A 19648-nucleotide genomic window follows, 5' to 3' on the forward strand; every position below is an offset into this window, starting at 1 on the left:
AGACGCGGAGAAAAATTTCTGGCAAACTGTTTGTAAAGGCACGATGAGGTCTCTTCTGTTTTGTTAGCGCAACCAGTAGATCACACTTCATCGTGCCTTTCATTTTTTTGTGGGGATTCCTCAACCCTGTGGGAGAGGGGCGTGTTAAGTGTTCACAATCCTGATTTTTCTTCTACTTAAGGTTATCTTCAGTTGTTATCCGCTATGCTCTGCTAATACCGAATTTAGTGGGAGTCTCTATGAGCGTTCGTTTTGCAAAATCACAAATCCTCCTGCACTGGCTGACGCTGGTGATGGTGATCCTGACTTACAGTGCCATATTGCTGAAGGACTCGGTGCCGGATGACAGCGCGGCCTTGGTGAAGGATCTGCACTTTAACTTCGGCCTATCGGTATTTGTGCTGATGTTTATCCGCCTTGGGCTACGCCACCGGCATCCTACTCCACCGATCACTCCGGCCTTGCCGAAACTACAGGCGCTAGGGGCGAAAATGCTCCATTGGGTGCTGTATCTGCTGTTTTTATCGTTGCCGATATTGGGCTTCTTGACGTTGGCCTATGGGGGCAAACAGTGGTTGCTGCTGGGCTGGCAGGTGCCGCAGTGGATCACGCCTGACGCGGGCATACGCCGCACCCTGAAAATGGTGCACGAAACCTTGGCAAACACGGGGTATTTCATCGTCGGCATCCATGCCTTGGCCGCCATTTATCATCACTATGTGCGCGGTGACGACACCCTGCGCCGGATGATGCCCGGCAAATAGTTCGCGCTGCAGAAACAACAAAGGGGCGCAGAAGCGCCCCTTTATCAATGTACCTGGCGAGATTGCCGTTAGGCAACCATCAGCATGAAGGTGCCTACCCATGCAACCAGCATGAATGAAATGCCCATCAAAAAGTATTTCACGTAACAACTCCTTGTGGAGTCCTCGCAAACCAACGATCCCGATTGTTGTCTGAGTATTTTGTGGCAAATCAGCGGCGGATGGCGGGTTCTTCAATCAGAAGGAACAACGTCCAGAGCTACGATTTACCGGTCGTTGCGATTCAAGTTCCTTGAGGTTAACCAGGAATCACAACAGGATCGGCGCTAATGTACTCCCAAAATCCTACCCATTTCAATACTGTGTTTTTGATCACATTTTTTGTCGGTTTTTTACCCTGCAGTGAGTTGAAACGGGCGCAGTATGCAGCATCCCTACGAGGTGGGATGGTTGATAAATGCCATAAGTAACAGTTTGTTACAAGGCATCAGGCTACGGCGCTGATGCTGGCGATCAGAATAGCCCAGAAGACCAGACAAGAAAGCAGGATAGCGGCCCAGACATGACGACGGTTGAGTTCCATTTTTAGCCTTCATTTTGCAATCGGTGGTTGTTTAATAACCCTATCGGCGCAAAACGGTAAAAATTTACTCTCTGGGCAAACTATTTATTCTGATTGCTGGCGGATCGCCACTACCGTGGTATGCACTTCGTAGCCGAGCAGAAACAGGGCTTGTTCAAGGGCCTCAACCTTCGAGGCATAGGCCACATCCAGCAACCGATCGATCTGAGCACCGTTAAGGCCCATCTGGCGTGCCAGCAGTGCTTTTGAGGTGTTGCTGCTCAACATATGGTTGTGCAGTTCCAGCTTTAATTTCACCAGCACCGGTAAATGCAGGGCGATGTCACCGCTTTGCAATGCGGAGGCCGCAGGCACCGGGCGCCCTTCTTCCATTTCAATGGCGATAGCCGTCAGCAGGCTTTCCTGCGCCTCCAGTTCGACATCCTCACGTTTGTAGCAGGCGGCTTGCTGCTCGGGGAAATCCCGTAGGGTAATTTGCCAGGCATCGCTTTCGCTATCGAAGGCGTAATGGGCGGGATAGTGGCAAGGCATCATATTTCCTGCTTGGGGGGAAGTGAGCCGCATTGTGACCGGTTGGCGACAACAATGCCAGAGATTGGCGTCCTTAAAGCACGGGGATAATCGCTGTGCAGGCCGCCAAGCTGAAAACAGGGTTATGCAGTATTTTTTTTGGACGGTGACTGATGTTTTATTAGCAACTTATGCCAGAATTATCCTATAAGCCCAATGATGATCCGGATTAACATGAAATACAGATTTAACGATCGTGTGCTGTTTGATGGTGATAGCGGAACGTTGGGTCCAAGCGACTTTTCCGACGAGCCCACTGCTATTTCCAATCCCGCCAAACGTCTTTTGCTATTACTGATCGCCAACTATGGCAAACCCGTAGAACGTGAGGTGATTTTCAAAAAGGTGTGGGACGACTACGGCATGATCTCCAGCAATAACAACCTTAATCAATGCGTGAGCAAGTTGCGCCGGGTGCTTAAGGTGATGGGGATCGATGATGAGGTGATTGTCACCGTGCCGAAGATAGGGTTTATGTTGCGCCGCGAGATCCAGGTTGATATCAGCCAGGAAGACGATGGACATTTTACCCCACTCATCCCTGCACAGACGGTGGGTGATGAGAGCCATGTGCCAGTAGAGAGCGGGCTGGAAGACGAAGCCGAGACAGATGATGATGTTGCTTCCGTTTCCGGGGCAGACGGTGAGTTCGATCTGCCGACAAGCGAAGAGATTGCCACTCCACCCAACAAAAAACGTCTTGGTTGGGGTCTGATCGCTACGGTTGCTGGTTTGGTTTTTGTACTGGGGATCGCATCTACGATGTACGCCACCAATTCACTGGCCAGACAGGAGGTGTTTCTTGGCAAGGCAGGGAGTTGCAAGGTGTTCATGTCGACATCCACACAGTCAGGTGTCCCCAACACCAGTCTGAGTCAGGACATGTTGTCCTATGTGGAGCAACGAAAAGCCGAATGCCGGGCAGATGAATACCTGCTAGTGGTACGCAGCAACCAGGTTCGTTCTTTTATTTCTGGCGTGAGTCGCCTGTTTTTTGTTCGCTGCACCATCGTACGTGAGCACAAAATAGAGTTTTGCTCAGGGCTAGAGAACGACAGTTTGCCGTTGTTGCAGTAAGGCTAAGTAAAAGAATGGGCCTGATCATCGCAACAGTAGTCTGGTTTTTTGGTGGGGTGAGCAATAATTAGCCGAATTGTTTAATTTTTGTATTATATGAACATAAAACAAACAAGTTTTTTGTGCTTAACAATGAGACCGTGTAGAGTTTTACGCATAAAACAGGCCATTAAAAACATTAAATTTGGATTTTAAACCTAAATAATTCCAATTTAATAGTTAATGATTCTTTTATGCCGCTTGTGGGTTAAGATTTTTCTTGTCAACGGGGGTTAGGATTGTTCTTAAGTAACTGACTGGTGACGCTCACCACGAAACCTGCGAAGTTATCGCAGAACGGTGGAAACAAACAAGTACGGCAGGATGGTAAATAACGGACCGATGACAGTAAAGCTTCTCGGGCGCACCAATCGGCAATGTGCTTGGTTAACTACAGTTATCTTATAACGGATTAGGATCATTATGAAATTTTACAACACCAAAACTACCCTGCTGGCCGCTGTTATCGGTATGACTTTTGCGGGCTCAGCCCTGGCAGCCGATGGCACTATTACCATCAATGGCACCATTACTGACACTACTTGCGATATTTCGGTCAACAACCAGTCTAAAGACGCCACGGTAACGTTGCCGACCATTTCCATCTCTGCGCTGCCAGCCGTTGGGGCAACTGCAGGGGCAACACCTTTCAGCATCGCACTGACCAACTGTGCGGGGGCTACACTTAATACTGCCAGCACCTTCTTCGAAGCGGGCGCTTATGTTGAACAGAGCACCGGTCGCCTGAACAACTCGGCATCGGGCACGGCGACCAACGTCCAGGTTCAGTTGTTGAACGCCAATCTGGGCAGCATCATGGCGGGTAGCGCACATAGCCAAGGCGATTTGGCCGTTGATATCAGCTCAGGTGGCGGCGTAATGAATTATTACGCGCAATACTATGCGAATGGGATAGTCACGCCAGGTACGGTTAATACTCAGGTGGATTACACCATCATCTACCTGTAAGACATCCAGCCGTGGGATGAGGGCAGCCTCATCCCTTTCAGAGGACAGCGCCATGTTAAGAACTCTATTTACCGTTTCCGCCTTTAGCTTGGCGCTGACATGGACAGTTGCCGCTGATGCTGGTGTGATCATCAACGCCACACGCATTATTTATAACGAAAACAGCGGTGAAGCGATTACCCAACTACGTAACCAAGGGACCAGCCCGGTGTTGATCCAGTCCTGGATCGATAACGGCGATGTTAAATCCAAACCCGACACCGTCAAGGTGCCTTTTACCCTGACGCCACCGGTAGCCCGTATCGATCCGGGCAAAGGGCAGGCGTTGCGTATTGCACGTACCGGCGGCGGATTGCCGAGTAACCGTGAATCACTGTTCTGGCTCAACGTGTTGGAGATCCCACCCAAGGCTACCCAAAAAATAGCCGCGGGCGACAACCTGATGCAGTTCTCTTTCCGCACCCGCATCAAACTGTTCTATCGGCCGAATAACCTGCCAATGACCCCGGCTCAGGCTTACGAAAAGCTGGATCTGAGCTTACGCAAAGGGGCTGCGGGTTATGAAATCGTCGCCAAGAACCCATCGCCTTATTACCTTACTTTCCGCCAGATTGAAATTCGTAGCGCCAAAGGTGCGCCAGTACTGGGCGATCTAGGGAAAACGCAGGAAAGGATGGTGGCACCCTTTGGCGAGTTGGTGATGAAAATTCAAGGAATGAAATCGGCACCGTCAGCAGGCTTAAAAGCGTTTTATAGCCTGATTGATGATTTCGGTGGGGATAACAAAAATGAGCGGACGTTGGCGGGCAGTGGTAAGTCTTGATTGGCGGCCCTCTTTTCTCAACCTGATTTATATTGCGGGAGCCATTTTACTGGCTCCCATAACGTTGGCTTATGCGGATGAAAGTGAGGCTATTGAGTTCAACGAGTCTTTTCTGCGTTCGTCCGTCGATGTCAGCCAGTTCTCCAGCGGTAACCCGGTTGCTCCCGGCATTCACCGCATCGATCTCTATCTTAACGATCAATGGAAAGGGCGTCAGGACGTCAACTTTTCCCTGGCTTCGCCGCAAAGCAGCATCGCTCAACCTTGCTACGATCTGAAACTGTTAAGCCTGTTCGATATTGCCTTGGATAAACTGGACAAGGCGGTGCTGTCGCGCTTGCAGCAAGGGGAACAGTGTATTGCGTTGGGTGAACTGGTACCTGGCGTGGAGGGCAATTTTGATAGCGGTGGCCAACGGTTGGACGTGCGTGCGCCGCAGTCTTTGCTGCAGCATGAAGCCCGTGGTTATGTCAGCCCTGAGCTGTGGGATAACGGCATCACGGCGGCGACCCTGCAATATGACTACAACGCTTACCGTGCTGATCATTCCGACTCATCTGCTCAAACCACCCAATTTTTGGGGTTGCGTGGCGGATTGAACTGGGACGTGTGGCGTCTGCGTTACCGGGCGTCGGCCAATTGGAATGATGACGAGGGTTTTCGCTATCAAAGCAATGAAACCTATCTGGAACGGCCTCTGGTTGGCTGGCGTAGCCGGATGGTGCTGGGCCAATCGACCACCGACGGTCAAGTCTTTGACAGCATTGGGTTCATTGGCGCTCAGATCAGCTCGGACGATCGTATGTACAGCGATTCCCAACGTGGCTTTGCCCCGGTGGTGCGCGGTATCGCCAATACCAACGCGTTGGTGCGTGTAAGCCAGCGTGGCAGCCAGATTTATGAGACCACCGTACCGCCGGGGCCGTTTGTTATTGACGATCTCTATCCTACCGGCAGCGGCGGCGATCTGCTGGTCACGGTGACCGAAGCCGACGGCACTGAACGCAGCTTTACCGTCACCTATGCTTCGATTGCCGAACTGCTGCGGCCAGGTGTAACCCACTATTCACTGATGGCGGGGAAATATCGCAATAACTCGGTGAGCGAAGAACCTGCCATTGCGGTGGGCACCTTGAGGCATGGTTTCACAAACCTGCTGACGGGGTATACCGGTGTGATCGGTGCCGATGGCTATGCGGCGGCCTCGGGCGGTTTGGCATTCAATACCGATTTTGGTGCGCTGTCGGCGGATATTACCCAGGCACAAACGCAGTTTGAGCACCGTCCTAACGAGCAGGGGCAGAGCGTACGTCTCACCTATGCGAAAATTTTGCCGGTAGTGGATACCAACATCACGCTGGCCAGCTACCGCTATTCCAGCTCTGGGTATTACAACGTGGATGACGCCATGTTGCTGCGCGATCGCGACAGTAACGATAGCGGCTTTGCTGACTATAACAGTTGGAAACGACGTAATCGTTTCCAGATTAACGCCAGCCAGTCGTTGCCGGAGGGGTTTGGGACTGTCGCGTTGAATGCCAACGTGCAGGATTATTGGGATCATGACCAGACCGACCGCGAATATCAGCTTAGCTACAACAATCATTATAACAAGCTGAATTATGGGGTTAACTTCGCACGGACACGCAACCTGGCAACCGGAAACTGGGATAACAAAGCCATGCTGACCCTGTCGATCCCATTGGGTTCCAGCTCGCGCGCACCTAACCTGACCAGCAGCTATACCCAGCAAAAGGATCGTCAGGGGTTGCAGAACTCGCTGTCCGGTAGCCTGGGAGAGGACCGGCAGTATAACTACAGCGCCTTTACCAACTACGACTATGATAAAAATGGTAGCAACAGCGTTAGCGGTGGCGTCAACGGCTCATGGGCCGCGCCTTATGCCTTCGTTGGCGGCAGCGTTTCCGCAGGCCAAGGTTATCAACAATATGGCGCCAATATGTCCGGTGGCCTGGTTGCCTATAGCGGCGGAGTGGTGTTTACACCGATGCTTGGGGAAACTTCGGCAATCGTCGAGGCAGAAAACGCCAAGGGGGCCAGGATCACCAACTACAGCGGTCTGCGCCTGGATAACAGCGGGAAGGCGGTGGTCCCTTACCTCAGCCCTTACCGTCAAAATACCGTGGAGTTGGATCCGAAAGGGCTTTCCAGGGATGTGGAGCTGAAATACACCAGCCAGAAGATCGCGCCGACCGCCGGTGCCGTCGGGCTGTTACGTTATGAGACCGAAAGCGGCTACTCGATCCTGGTGACGGCCCGAGACGTTGCGGGTAATCCGTTGCCCTTTGGCGCAAACGTGTCCGACGAACAACAGCGTAGCGTGGGGTATATCGGTCAGGTTGGTGAAGGCTTACTGCGGGTTAACAACCCTAAAGGCCAGTTAGAGGTGAAATGGGGGGAAGGAGCCGGAGACAGTTGCCGGTTTAACTATCAGTTGCCCGCCGCATCGTATGGGGATGAACCAGACTATCGCCGCCTGGAGGTAATATGCCAATGAAGCAACGACTGACGTTGGTCCGTTTGTTCACGCCGAGGCTCGGCGCAGGTTTCCGGCTGCGGGGTAAGCGCTTGCTTCTTGGCTTATTGCTGATATTTGGCTACGGCGGAGCGACCAGCGCCGAAGGGCTTGCGGTCAGTTGCGCGCGTAACAGTGGTTATTATCAGTTTTTCGATACGGCCACCATTGAGATTGGCAAAGACAGCGCCGTGGGGGATGTACTGGGGCCTTGGATCAACTCTTACAACGCCACCGCCTGGAACTGCACCCCAAATAGTGCCTACCAGCAGCCGGTGCAGTTTAGCGTACAGGGATATCCGCCTTACACCACGCGTAATACCATCGTGGTCGATGGGCAAACTTACATGCTGTATAACACCACGGTAAAAGCCGGTCTGGGCTATATCGTCCGTTGGCGTTATACCCTGAATGGTAAAACGACCAACTGGCAGCCGTTGACCATTGGCACCGGTGGGCAGCAGACCCATCCCGAGTCTATCACCGTCAACTACAGCGGTAACCGCTTCTATCTGGGCGTTGATGCCCAGGTGAGGTTTGTGAAAACAACCACCGGCCTGACCGCTGGCGCAATTCCCCTATTCGATCCGATATATCTGCGGCATTTACAGACGTATAACGGCATTGCTCTGCCGGGCGATCTCACTTACATGATTGCCCAGTTCAAAAGCGGCGGCACTATTGCCAGTGGTGGCACCTGCACCACTCCAAATGTGAATGTCGATCTACCGGAGGCCAGCGTCGGTCAGTTCAACGGCGTGGGTTCTGTGGCAGGACGCAAAGCCTTTGAGCTGGCGTTCAACCAATGCCCGGCTGGCTTGGCCAGCATTGGTTACAGTTTTGCCGCCACGACTCAGGTGCTGGATGCTGCCAATGGTGTAGTGGCACCAAATGCTACCTCAAGTGCTGGCGGCGTCGGGATCCAGTTACTGCGTGGCAACAACCTGCCGGTGACGTTTGGCACTATTTATCTACTGGATAACTATGATAGTTCGGCCAAGGCCAACTATCGGGTTCCTATGCAGGCTGGCTTGTTCCAGGTGGGTAATACCGTAACCGCAGGTACGGCCAACACCGCAATCACTTTTACGCTCAATTATAAGTAGGGTGAAAATGGCAGCTATGTCTGGTTTCACGCCACAATATCGCAGGCTTGGCCGTTGGCTATTGATTACGGTGATGGCCTTATTTATCCCACTAAGCCACGCCGAGATATACCTGGGAGCCACGCGCCTGATTGTCAACGGCAAGGATAAGGAAGCGACACTACGCGTGACCAACGAGGGCCGCTCTGCGGTGTTACTGCAAGTCTGGGTGGACAATGGTGATAGTGAGGCGGAACCGGAGAAAATCGCCACGTCGTTTACCGTAGCGCCGCCAATCTTGCGTCTGGACGGGAAGCGGGCACAGCGTCTGAGAGTGTTGTTTACCGGGGCAGAACACACGCTGCCAAGCGATCGTGAGTCGGTGTTTTGGCTTAACGTGTTGGAGATCCCGCCTAAAGTGGTCAGCAATAGCGCTAGCCAGATGCAGATGGCGTTCAGAACCCGCATCAAATTATTCTACCGGCCACGTTCATTGCAGACGGTGAACACGGCTAACGTTCAGGATCAGTTACGCTTTAGCCTGGCAAAACAGGGTGGCAACCCGGTGTTGGTGGTCAGCAACCCAACGCCGTTTCATCAGACATTACTAGAAATGACGGTGGGCCGCGATAAGCAGCAAGCTGTCGTTACCTTGGTGCCGGAAAACGGCATGGTAAGCCCAAAAGGGCAGGCTGACTTTGCCTTAACGGCAGCTAAAGGCCCGGCGAATGCTGGCATGAAGGTGTTTTACTCGGTGCTTGACGACTTTGGCTCTGTGGTGACGGCAGAGCAAGTCTTGCAGGCTGAGCAATCGTCCTTGCCGCGCTAGGTATTTCTGCGATCTCTGCCCACTTTTTAAGCACACCGCACGTATGGCGTATATTTTTTAGCTTTTGCGAGTATTCTTAGAAGTGCAGCACATTTTACGAGCGATTGTCATCCTGCTTGTGGCACGTCAACTTTACTGTAAAACGTTGAGGAGGAGATCATGGAAACTTTGGAAAAGTGCTATGTCTATGCCAAGAACACCAGCAACATGGATTTTCTCGCTTCTACGGTGGCATTCTTGGAGTTTCAGGGTCGTGAAGTCGATGCTAACGGCGTGGCGGGTAATATGTCGCGTGAACAGAGCGATAACTTCTTCGAACGGCTCAATCATTACCGTTCTATCTACAAAAAGCAGAGCCAGCCAGCTTGAATTCACCCCTAAGGCCCCGTTTTCGGGGCTTTTTTATTTAACTTTTTAATTTAAATAAGATTTTTTGTGATTTACTTCGAAAACGAAAAGATAGGTCGAAATGCCCCTGCGGTTGAGCTCTAGGGGCGTTGTTGCTTAGGGGCTGGTCGCTGTAAGCATCTGGAAAGTTTGTTTACCACATCAGATCGTCAGGCACGACAAAATCGGCATACGGATCTTCTTCATCTTTAGCCTCTTTACTCAGCTCGGCATTTAATACAATGCTGCTAGCATCACGCTGCGCAATTTTATCGGCCACGATCGCGGGTATAATCGCGTATTCGCCTTCAGGGTTCTTATCGGTAATCAGACGAGCAATGGCAAGGCGGCCACTAATCAATTGAGATTGAGTTGTCTTATCCACATATATTTTTTTAATTAAATTGTTATCTGTGAAGTTATAACCAATATCGCCATTTGCAATAACGATGCGGTTCATTTCAATGAGCTGCTTAACCTGCGCTTTATATTCTTTCGCTAAGGCGGCCTGCTTTTGCTGCTCATTCAACTGTTTATCACGTTCAACCTGAGCCTTTTTGTTTTCTTCCACGGCCTCTCTTGCCTCACGAGCCTGAACCCGCGATTTTTTAGCCGTTCTTTCCACTTTCGCCAGTTTTTTACTGTTGACCAATCCAGCTTTAAGCAGCTGCTCTTGTAATGTTAGCTTTGCCATGTTCGTTTCCGAAACCGATTAAATAATGCCTTGGATTATACCCTTAACGTATGAGGTTGTGCCAGGGGACGGAAAATTTCCACGCAACTTACTGATAGTATTGACTATTATGCCATCAACATAATCAAGGCCTGTGCTCATCGACCATGGCGATAAACCTGAACAACCTGACAATGGATAATGAACATTATGCATGAAATTCAAACAATTAGATATGTGACTGGATTAATAGGTTCTGCTTTATGAAGTCTTCAACATCCTCCTTCGCCTGCTTTAAGGATCCCTCCGAAGGTAGCGTGAACAGATATTCACTGTAGCCAAATAGCATCGCGTCTAGCTGTCGTGCTACGCGGGGTGCTTCAACACTGCGAAATGCTCCTTCTTCCATACCGGATCGAATAATTTGGGTAAGAACCTGATGCCACTCTTCTAAAATCGACTGCATCAGACTGGCATAAGATTCATTATGCGTGGAGAGTATCCATAGAGACCCGTACAGTTTCCTGGTAGGGTCAGGCGTTGCAGAAATATTACCATCAATAAATTCTTGCAATTTCTGATGGGCAGGTAATGGTTTAAGCATTATGCGAAACTCTTCCAGTTCCGTAAGCATAAATTTTGTTACTGCTTCGAGACATAGCGATTGCCAGTTTTTAAAGTAGTGATAAATATGGCTACGGGAGAGGCCTAAGGACTCGGTGAGATCACGTGTTTTCACATTCTCAACGCCTTTTTCAATAAACAGTTCGACAACAGCACTGAGAATTTTATCTCTCATCGGTTCTGATTTACATTTCACGGCCCATCTCCTTCTTGACTTTGAGCAACTGCTCAAATAGCATGTTCTTATCATTTGAGCGATTGCTCTATTATTATTTTAACAGAAACCCCTTCAATGAACAGTCGAAATATTCCCGCTCCTCCAGTGGCCGGAAGTGCTTCCAACACTCTGAAATCACTGGCGAGTCGTCACCGAAGAAAGTTATCCCTGACTTTTTTCCTGGTGATTGCCGAGAACGTTACCTACCTGCTCTATCCAATACTGGCAGGTGTGTCCATCAACGCCATCCTGGCAGGGCAGACGTTAAGTGCTGTGCTGTATGGGGTAATGATCTTATTTATCTGGTGCCTTGGTGCGACACGAAGGAGTGTGGATACGCGTGCTTTCGCCAGAATTTATGCCGCGCTGGCGGTCTCTGTGGTGATGACGCAGCGTAAAATAAAGCTGAATTATTCTACCGTGGCGGCCCGCGTAGCGTTATCAAGAGAGTTTGTCGATTTCTTTGAGTTGCATTTGCCGATGCTCATTACTTCTCTGGTCTCTATGATTGGTGCTGCCGTCATGTTACTGCTCATTGAATTTTGGGCCGGTGTGGCTTGTCTGGTCATATTGGCCTTTTTGGCCTGCTTCCTCCCAGGATATGCCATTAAAAATGAAGCACTGTATAACAGACTGAATAACCGCCTTGAAAAAGAAGTGGATTTTGTCAGTACAGCCACCAGGCTTTCCCTGGAACGGCATTATTTGACACTTGCGAGGCTGCGCATAAGGCTATCCGATCGCGAAGCCATAGGCTATCTGTCTATTGGGGGGCTGGTTGCCCTGTTGTTTAGCCTAACTATCGTCTGGATGACTCAGGCGAAGGGCATCAGTGCTGGTCATATCTATTCTGTGATGACCTATATGTGGATGTTTGCTACAAGCCTTGATGATGGTCCGCAGCTATTGGAAAAATATTCACAACTTAAAGATATTGGTAAAAGGATCAACACTGAAATAGTGGAAAAGGACTAATGCCGCTCACTTTTCATTATGTTTGGAATACACACGGTATTTCTAAATAAATCATCATCAATACGGATGTCATTCAATGTCCCAGTTTTTTATCAATAGGCCAATTTTTGCCTGGGTCATCGCCCTATTTATTATTCTGGGAGGGGTCCTTGCTATCCCGCAATTGCCGGTGGCCCAATATCCAGCCGTTGCACCACCCAGTGTGTCGATAACGGCAACCTATCCTGGAGCAACGCCAGAGACGATGAATACGTCAGTTATTTCACTTCTCGAACGCGAGATAGCAGGGGTTGATAATCTGCTTTATTTTGAGTCGTCCAGTGACACGTCGGGTATGGCATCCATTACGGTGACGTTCAAGCCTGGCACGAATATCAACCTTGCCCAAATGGATATTCAGAACCAGATCAAAGTGATCGAACCTCGCCTTCCTCAGGTGGTGCGTCAGAATGGTGTCAATGTTGAAGCCGCCAATTCGGGGTTTCTGATGATGGTGGGATTGACGTCGCCTTCCGAGCAATATGAAGAAGCCGATTTGAGCGACTATTTTGCACGCCATGTGTCTGATGAATTGCGGCGAGTGCCTGGCGTGGGCAAAGTTCAGTTATTTGGTGCCGAAAAGGCGATACGTGTTTGGTTGGATCCCATCAAGCTGCTCACCTATAAACTGTCGGTTAATGATGTGCTCACGGCGCTCGGTCAGCAAAACATCCTGGTTTCACCGGGGCGTATGGGTGATGAGCCCGCCCTTTCTGGACAGCGGGTTACCTACCCACTGACGGTTCAAGGACAGCTTTCTTCACTGGACGAGTTCCGCAATATTACACTTAAAGCAAACAACAACGGCTCGCGATTGAGATTAGCGGATGTTGCCCGAGTGGAGTCCGGTTTACAAAGTTATGCTTTTGCGATCCGCGAGAATGGGTTGCCTGCAACTGCAGCGGCGATCCAGCTCTCCCCTGGGGCAAATGCAATCAGTGCTGCCGAGGGTATCCGTATGCGTCTTGATGAACTGTCCGCAAATCTGCCGCAAGGGATGCAATTTACAGTTCCTTTTGACACGGCCCCGTTTGTGAAACTCTCGATCGAGAAAGTCATCCAGACCTTTGTTGAAGCAATGATCCTGGTGTTTCTCGTGATGCTGCTTTTTCTGCACAAAATTCGCTGTACGGTGATCCCTGCCATTGTTGCGCCAGTCGCTTTGCTGGGCACATTGACCATCATGTTATTCAGTGGTTTTTCCATAAATGTACTGACCATGTTCGGTATGGTGTTAGCTATCGGCATCATTGTGGATGATGCGATCGTGGTTGTTGAGAATGTCGAACGTCTCATGGCGGAGAAAAAGTTGCCGCCCAAGCAAGCGACACGTATTGCGATGGCGGAAATTACCCCGGCAATTATCGGTATCACCCTGGTATTGACCGCCGTATTTATCCCAATGGGCTTTGCCAGTGGTTCGGTCGGTGTTATTTATCGGCAGTTTACACTCTCGATGGCGGTGTCCATCCTTTTTTCGGCATTTCTCGCCCTGACGCTGACACCTGCACTGTGCGCTACCTTGTTGAAACCTCATGGACAAAAAGAAGGTTTGGGGAGTAGATTTTCACACGGCTTCAATCGTAAGTTTGATGGCTTATCTGTTCGCTATGGATCTGGATTGAAGTATGTGTTGAAGCGTACAGGAAGAATGATGCTGCTTTATGTTGCTCTATGCGGCTTGCTGTTTTTCGCGTTGCAAAAACTGCCTTCATCGTTTCTGCCGGAAGAGGACCAGGGCTATTTTATGTCCTCAATGCAACTTCCTTCAGATGCGACTATGGAGCGGACTCGTGAAGTCGTACAGCAGTTTGAACAGACAATAGCGACACGTAACGCCATTGAGAGCAATATTTCTATTCTGGGATTTGGATTTTCGGGGTCGGGCCCAAATACGGCAATGGCATTCACCACATTAAAAGACTGGAAAGACAGAAAGGGTTCGACGGCTCAGGGAGAAGCCGATTTTGTTCAGACAACACTGGGCGAGGTGCCTGATGCCACAATTTTAAGTTTGTTGCCGCCAGCGATTTCAGATATTGGGACATCATCAGGATTTACGCTGTATGTTGAAGACCGGGGGGAGAAAGGTTATCCCGCATTAAAGCAAGCGGCAGAAAAGCTCGTCGCACAGGCTAATCAAAGTCCACTATTAACCGATGTCTACATTGATGGATTACCTCAAGGCGTGAGTGTTGCACTGAATATAGACAGGGAGAAGGCTGAAGCATTCGGCGTTTCTTTTGACGAGATCGGCCAGGCGCTTTCTGCCGCCGCTGGTTCTTATTATGTGAATGATTACACGGAACGCGGCCGCGTTCAGCAGGTCATCGTTCAGGCTGATGCCGATTACAGAATGCAGCTTACTGACTTACTGAAAATTTCCGTCAGAAATAGAACCGGTGAAATGGTGACGCTTTCGTCTTTCGTGAGCCCGTCTTGGACTTTAGCCCCAAGTCAATTGAATCGCTATCAGGGATATCCTGCATTCAGGGTAATGGGAAGCGCAGCGGCGGGCCAATCGAGTGGCACGGCGATGGCTGAAATGGAACGATTGGCTGATTCGTTACCTCATGGATTCCAGGACGAGTGGGCCGGGAGCTCTCTGCAGGAAAGAGAATCTGCATTACAGTTTCCCATGCTTATTTTGCTGTCCATTCTTGTGGTGTTTATGGTGCTGGCGGCACTCTATGAAAGTTGGTCAACGCCTTTTGCCGTTATGTTGGTGGTTCCGTTGGGGCTGGCTGGTGCAGTATGTGCGGTGAGCATTGCTGGTATGTCAAATGATGTCTTTTTTAGAGTTGGCATGATCACCATCATCGGACTTTCTACTAAAAACGCCATTCTGATCGTTGAGTTCGCTCGGAAACTACGTATGCAGGGGATGGATACTGTTACTGCAACATTGCTAGCGGCTAAACAAAGATTACGGCCCATTGTTATGACTTCTCTGGCCTTTACGCTGGGTGTTGTTCCCTTGATGCTTGCTACTGGTGCTAGCGATAAGACTCAGCATGCAATAGGTACAGGTGTCTTTGGCGGCATGATCAGTGGGACTTTATTGGCAATATTCTTTGTGCCCGTCTTTTTTGTCTTTGTCAGTGGATGGGTAGAAAGAAAAGGCAACGTTAAATAGATAAGGCAGTATCTGGCCATGGTTATATTTCCATCATGGCCAGCGTTAATCTTTTTTGTCCCCGTTATGATTCTGCTCTGGTTTACTGGCATGAACAGTCCCAAAAGGCCAAAGCCGTTTCCGCTGTCGTGCGTTGTGATACGTATTCTAACGAATCTATATCTATCGATGGTGTTGCTATTTTAGGTTTCAAAACTAATCAGTATTATTGATTGATTTTGCGACCATAACAAAGTGAAATTGATATTTTTGTTTGTGCTGCCAGTTGAGAGTGTTGTTCGGTCTTGTAAAGGTTGTTGTTGTGCTATAACTGGCTATCATCTCTCTTTTAAGTTTTTGCCGCCTTTGAAAGGATTGTCTATCGTTATGCCCGTTAATTTTGATCTCAACGATCTTTATGCCTTCCGCGCTTTGGTTGAATACGGTAACTTTAGGCTTGCTGCGGAGTCCATCTGCCTTTCACCGTCAGCATTGAGCCGCAGGATCGAGAAGCTGGAATCAGCGCTTGGCATAAAATTGTTCGCCAGAACCACCCGGCGTGTTACGCTGACACTTTATGGGCAGACCTTTGCCGAGCGTTCAGATCAACTATTGATGAACTTTGAGTTGGTATTAGCGGATATCAATAAGGCCAGTCAGACTCGAACGGGGTTGGTCACTGTTGCCACGGTGCCTTCGGCTGCCTATTATTTTATGCCCGACGTCATTCGTCGCTTCCAGGCTCGCTATCCGCGTGTTCGCGTTAAACTGATTGATAGCAGTGTAGGTAATGTTATCGAAGCGGTTACGAGTGGGCAGGCGGACTTCGGCATCTGTTTTGCGAGAAGCCTGCAACCCAATATTGAATTCCTTCCCTTGATAGGGGATGTTTACGTGGCTGCCTGCAGGCGCGATCATCCCATCGCCAGTAAAAAAAACCTCACCTGGCGCGAATTTTATCAGCAGGACTATGTGGGGTTGGACAAGACGTCAGGAAACCGTAATCTGCTCGATCAGATGTTGGCACATATCATTCCCGAACGCCCCAGTGTCTGCGAAACTCGTCATGTGACGACTCTGCTGGGTATGGTTGAAGCGGGCATCGGCATTGCTGCCGTGCCCGCTATGTCAATGCCATCTTCAGAGCATTCGGTACTGACCCACCTGCAGTTAACCGATCCAATTGTGAAGCGTACAGTTGGCCTAATCAAACGCAGTGGACGCATTCAGTCCTATATTGCTGCCGAGTTAGAAAAGTTGATTACTGAACAGTATCACTCTAGTTAACCGGCTGTTCAGCTTTCACGGTTCTCATCCCTGTGGCCCGAATGACCTTTTGAGCCTGGGCGGAAGACAGGAAATCCAGCAGCGCTTTACCCCCTTGACGATGTTCTGCTTTCGCGGTGATCGCGCCAGCAAAGCGGGTAATGTACTGCACACCTTCTGGCAGTTCGCCAATAAAGGTTACGCCCGGAACAGGAAGCAGTTCACTGACTTGCTGGAAGCCCAGCTCATATTTTCCTTTCGCCACTTCTGATGCCACAGGAATACGTTCAATCATATAAGTTTTCTCTTGCAACTTGGCTTCAATACCCAGCTTTTTGAACAGCTGGCTGCTGACATAGCGGCCGCTGGCACTGTCAGAATAGGCAATGGATTTAGCATGTAGCAGAGCATTACGTAGATCTGCAGTCTTCTCGATATTGGGTATCGAGTCCCCTTGCTTTACTACCATGCCAATTGGCGAGTCGGCCAACTCCACGCGTGAACCTGGTTGGATCCAATTATCCTTTTCTAAATTTTCCAGTGCGCCTCCAACCATTATCACCACATCGGCCTTTTCACCGCGCGCCAAGCGTGCAGGGATCGCCTGGGGAGTCTTCCCCATGGAGGGGCCGGATACCAAAATGATTTTGTCGCCACTCTTCGCTTCGAATTGTGGGGCCAGTTTCTCCAGTGCGGCTTGAAAGCCGCCTGAAATCATGACGGTAATGTCTTTGGCCTGTACGCCCACGCTGACAGAGGAGAGCACCAGTGTTGCAAGGAGTGAACGAGAGATCTTTTGCATGATGTAATCCCTGATTTAACGTGCTGTTTGTAGTGATAACGTGCTGCGGCGGTATAGATATAGCGTCGCCAGCAATGCGCACAAGGCGGCAAAGCACATCCAATAGCCAGGTGAAGCTTTATCGCCGGTATACTCAATCAGTGCGGTAGAGATAACCGGTGTGAATCCGCCAAAGACCGCGGTTGCCAGACTGTAGGCCAGCGAGAAACCTGCAACCCGAACTTCGGCCGGCATGATCTCTGTCAAGGCTGGGATCATGGCACCGTTATAGAGGCCGTAGATGAAGGACAGCCATAACAGTACTGTCAGCATCATGGAAAAACTTGGGGCTTGCGCAAGCAGGCTGAGTGCTGGATAATCCGTGAGCAACGTCAACAGTGTCATGCTAACCAGAACCGGCTTGCGGCCGAAACGATCTGACAGGGCGCCGCCTATTGGCAGCCAGAGAAAGTTAGAGATTGCGACCAACAAGGTCACCAGCAAACTGTCAGATGCGCTAAGCATCAACACTTTTTTACCGAAGGTTGGTGCATACACTGTGATCAGATAAAACGCGGTGGTCGTCATGGCAACCATTAGCATGCCAGCGATAACAACTTGCCAGTTCGTTAACAGGGTTTTAAATACGTCACGCATTGCCAGGTGGGTGCGACGGGCAGTGAACTCCTGTGTTTCTTCCAGTTTGCGGCGCAGGAAAAAGATGAAAGGTACAATCAGGCAGCCAAACAGGAAAGGAATACGCCAGCCCCACTCGCGAATAGCGCTTTCTTCCATGGCTGCATTCAGCGCGAAGCCCATCGCCGCGGCCACCATAATGGCCACTTGCTGGCTGCCGGACTGCCAGCTGGTATAAAAGCCTTTACGGCCCGGAGTGGCAATCTCAGCCAGATACACGGATACGCCACCCAGCTCTGCTCCTGCCGAGAAACCTTGCAATAAGCGCCCCCCCAGCACCAGCAATGGGGCCCAAAGACCGATTGTCTGATAGGACGGAATGAGCACAATCAGGAAGGTTCCTGCGGCCATAATCGACAAGGTAACAATCAGTCCTTTGCGTCTGCCTACTTTATCAATGTATGCCCCCAACACCACGGCACCGATAGGGCGCATCAGAAAGCCTGCGCCAAATACTGCAAAGGTCATCATCAACGAGGCGAATTCACTGCTGGCAGGAAAAAAGGTATGTGCAATGTAGGTGGCATAAAACCCGAACAGAAAAAAATCAAACTGCTCCAGGAAGTTGCCAGAGGTAACACGCAGTATCGCGTCGGCTCTTGCTCGAGTCGTCATGGGAATGTTGGGTGAATTCATCGTTATCTCCAGTTGGCTATTGACGCTTTTGTTGCGTCTGTTTCTGAAGACTGGAACAGGAAAATAAACTAATTAAGCGCAATAAACTCATGAACTGATGCGTATCATGCATCAATGGCCATTAACAATTGGATGTGACAGTGGTAACGGCTTGTTAACAAGCTTGGCGTGTGCAGCCTTCTACAAAGCCCACAAAAAACATCATTCACGTTTTGTGACCAGCTTCATACAAGGATAATGGAAGAACAAGCTAAATACGGGTGGATCAGGGCACTATCTGGTACATCACTGAGCGGGACAAAGTAGAAATCTGAGCGACTTCCGCATTTTTAATGCGTGAGGTTGCGACCTGTTTCAAGGTCAGCATGGGTAAAATATGTTGTCCGATATTTGCCTGCGATGGAGTACCGCCGTGACCCGCTCCCCGTTTGTGATCCATTCATAATCAGGAATAACCGGCTTCATTTTGGCTGCATATTCTGGCAACCGGCAGATTTCTCGGCAAATTCAGAAGGTGTCATCCAGCCCAGGGAAGAATGGGGACGGCTCTGGTTATAGTGTATGCGCCAGCCCTCGATTTTGCACCGTGCATCCTCCACAGACATGAACCAGTTCTCGTTCAAACATTCCTGCCGCAGCCTGCCATTAAAGGACTCCACCGTAGCGTTGTCCGTCGGTGTTCCCGGACGTGAGAAGTCTATCCTGATCCCTCTTTCATACACCCACTTGTCCAGCATTTTCCCTGCAAATTCAGAACCATTATCGGTTTTCAGCAACTGCGGTAAGGGACGCCTGAGCGCTATGCTGTTCAGCATCTCTGCCACTTCTGTCGAACGCAGGTGTTAGCGCCGATGTAAAAATGACCCACATGCCAATGTAAAATGGACCCACCATGGGTAAAACTGGCAGTTTTAAGCGAGCTGCCGATGCTAACATTGGAGTTAAGAGTGGAGATTGCTGTTCT

General features: G+C 50.0%; 17 protein-coding genes and 1 pseudogene. 11 read left to right on the forward strand and 7 right to left on the reverse strand.

What is annotated here, in order from left to right; all coding sequences use genetic code 11:
* Positions 1–239 precede the first annotated feature (239 nt).
* Positions 240–764, forward strand: coding sequence for a cytochrome b (locus ACMV5H_RS23720; RefSeq protein ID WP_021806091.1), 525 nt, complete (start codon positions 240–242; stop codon positions 762–764).
* 68 nt (positions 765–832) lie between these two features.
* Here the strand turns inward: ACMV5H_RS23720 and ypdK are convergent, their stop codons facing one another.
* Both ypdK and ACMV5H_RS23730 read right to left on the reverse strand, forming a co-directional pair.
* Positions 833–907 (reverse strand): membrane protein YpdK, encoded by a 75-nt coding sequence (gene ypdK / locus ACMV5H_RS23725; protein WP_414822602.1) that lies wholly within the window; start codon positions 905–907, stop codon positions 833–835.
* Positions 908–1431: 524 nt separating this feature from the next.
* Positions 1432–1878: a hypothetical protein gene (locus ACMV5H_RS23730; protein WP_021806090.1), complete on the reverse strand. Its 447-nt coding sequence runs from the start codon at positions 1876–1878 to the stop codon at positions 1432–1434.
* Between the two features lie 213 nt (positions 1879–2091).
* Between ACMV5H_RS23730 and ACMV5H_RS23735 the strand changes: the two genes are divergently transcribed.
* From ACMV5H_RS23735 to ACMV5H_RS23765, 7 genes are all read left to right on the forward strand, one after another.
* On the forward strand, positions 2092–2994 hold the full coding sequence (locus tag ACMV5H_RS23735) for a winged helix-turn-helix domain-containing protein (RefSeq protein WP_414822595.1): 903 nt from the start codon (positions 2092–2094) through the stop codon (positions 2992–2994).
* Between the two features lie 462 nt (positions 2995–3456).
* Positions 3457–4002 (forward strand): fimbrial protein, encoded by a 546-nt coding sequence (locus ACMV5H_RS23740; protein WP_179251719.1) that lies wholly within the window; start codon positions 3457–3459, stop codon positions 4000–4002.
* Positions 4003–4054: 52 nt separating this feature from the next.
* Entirely contained in the window at positions 4055–4825 is a 771-nt protein-coding gene (locus ACMV5H_RS23745; protein WP_021806087.1) for a molecular chaperone, read from the forward strand.
* Positions 4791–7343, forward strand: coding sequence for a fimbria/pilus outer membrane usher protein (locus ACMV5H_RS23750; protein ID WP_414822596.1), 2553 nt, complete (start codon positions 4791–4793; stop codon positions 7341–7343). The genes ACMV5H_RS23745 and ACMV5H_RS23750 overlap by 35 nt, the downstream gene beginning before the upstream one ends.
* On the forward strand, positions 7334–8467 hold the full coding sequence (locus tag ACMV5H_RS23755; RefSeq protein WP_414822597.1) for a fimbrial protein: 1134 nt from the start codon (positions 7334–7336) through the stop codon (positions 8465–8467). Before ACMV5H_RS23750 ends, ACMV5H_RS23755 begins: the two co-directional genes overlap by 10 nt.
* 7 nt (positions 8468–8474) lie before the next feature.
* Positions 8475–9275 carry a molecular chaperone gene (locus ACMV5H_RS23760; protein WP_414822598.1) on the forward strand — a complete coding sequence of 267 codons (801 nt, stop codon included), beginning with the start codon at positions 8475–8477 and terminating at the stop codon, positions 9273–9275.
* Between the two features lie 159 nt (positions 9276–9434).
* Positions 9435–9644 carry a hypothetical protein gene (locus ACMV5H_RS23765; protein ID WP_021178640.1) on the forward strand — a complete coding sequence of 70 codons (210 nt, stop codon included), beginning with the start codon at positions 9435–9437 and terminating at the stop codon, positions 9642–9644.
* Positions 9645–9816: 172 nt separating this feature from the next.
* On the opposite strand, the gene ACMV5H_RS23770 is transcribed toward ACMV5H_RS23765, so the two are convergent.
* Positions 9817–10356 carry a DUF2058 domain-containing protein gene (locus ACMV5H_RS23770; protein ID WP_021806083.1) on the reverse strand — a complete coding sequence of 180 codons (540 nt, stop codon included), beginning with the start codon at positions 10354–10356 and terminating at the stop codon, positions 9817–9819.
* 208 nt (positions 10357–10564) lie between these two features.
* Entirely contained in the window at positions 10565–11155 is a 591-nt protein-coding gene (locus ACMV5H_RS23775; RefSeq protein WP_037375551.1) for a TetR/AcrR family transcriptional regulator, read from the reverse strand.
* A 96-nt stretch (positions 11156–11251) separates the two neighbouring features.
* Between ACMV5H_RS23775 and ACMV5H_RS23780 the strand changes: the two genes are divergently transcribed.
* The 3 genes from ACMV5H_RS23780 to ACMV5H_RS23790 all read left to right on the forward strand — a co-directional run bounded on the left by ACMV5H_RS23780 (position 11252) and on the right by ACMV5H_RS23790 (position 16592).
* The gene (locus tag ACMV5H_RS23780; protein ID WP_037375550.1) at positions 11252–12151 is read left to right on the forward strand and encodes an ABC transporter six-transmembrane domain-containing protein; all 900 of its coding nucleotides are present in this window, start codon (positions 11252–11254) and stop codon (positions 12149–12151) included.
* A 76-nt stretch (positions 12152–12227) separates the two neighbouring features.
* Positions 12228–15326: a multidrug efflux RND transporter permease subunit gene (locus ACMV5H_RS23785; RefSeq protein ID WP_414822599.1), complete on the forward strand. Its 3099-nt coding sequence runs from the start codon at positions 12228–12230 to the stop codon at positions 15324–15326.
* Positions 15327–15692: 366 nt separating this feature from the next.
* Complete coding sequence (locus ACMV5H_RS23790) at positions 15693–16592, forward strand: LysR family transcriptional regulator (RefSeq protein ID WP_115159883.1); 900 nt, start codon at positions 15693–15695, stop codon at positions 16590–16592.
* On the opposite strand, the gene ACMV5H_RS23795 is transcribed toward ACMV5H_RS23790, so the two are convergent.
* The 3 genes and pseudogenes from ACMV5H_RS23795 to ACMV5H_RS23805 form a co-directional block, all read right to left on the reverse strand.
* Positions 16585–17373, reverse strand: a complete 789-nt coding sequence (locus ACMV5H_RS23795; protein ID WP_414822600.1) for a substrate-binding domain-containing protein — start codon at positions 17371–17373, stop codon at positions 16585–16587. The two genes, ACMV5H_RS23790 and ACMV5H_RS23795, sit on opposite strands and share 8 nt — an antisense overlap.
* A 15-nt stretch (positions 17374–17388) precedes the next feature.
* A complete protein-coding gene (locus ACMV5H_RS23800) occupies positions 17389–18684 on the reverse strand; it encodes an MFS transporter (RefSeq protein ID WP_414822601.1) in 1296 nt (431 codons plus the stop codon).
* A gap of 461 nt (positions 18685–19145) precedes the next feature.
* Positions 19146–19451 (reverse strand): annotated as a pseudogene (locus ACMV5H_RS23805) (integrase core domain-containing protein); the annotation flags it as partial.
* Between the last annotated feature and the right edge of the window lie 197 nt (positions 19452–19648).

Origin of the sequence: Serratia sp. N21D137, assembly GCF_047530005.1 — a bacterium.
GTDB classification, from domain to species: domain Bacteria; phylum Pseudomonadota; class Gammaproteobacteria; order Enterobacterales; family Enterobacteriaceae; genus Chania; species Chania fonticola_B.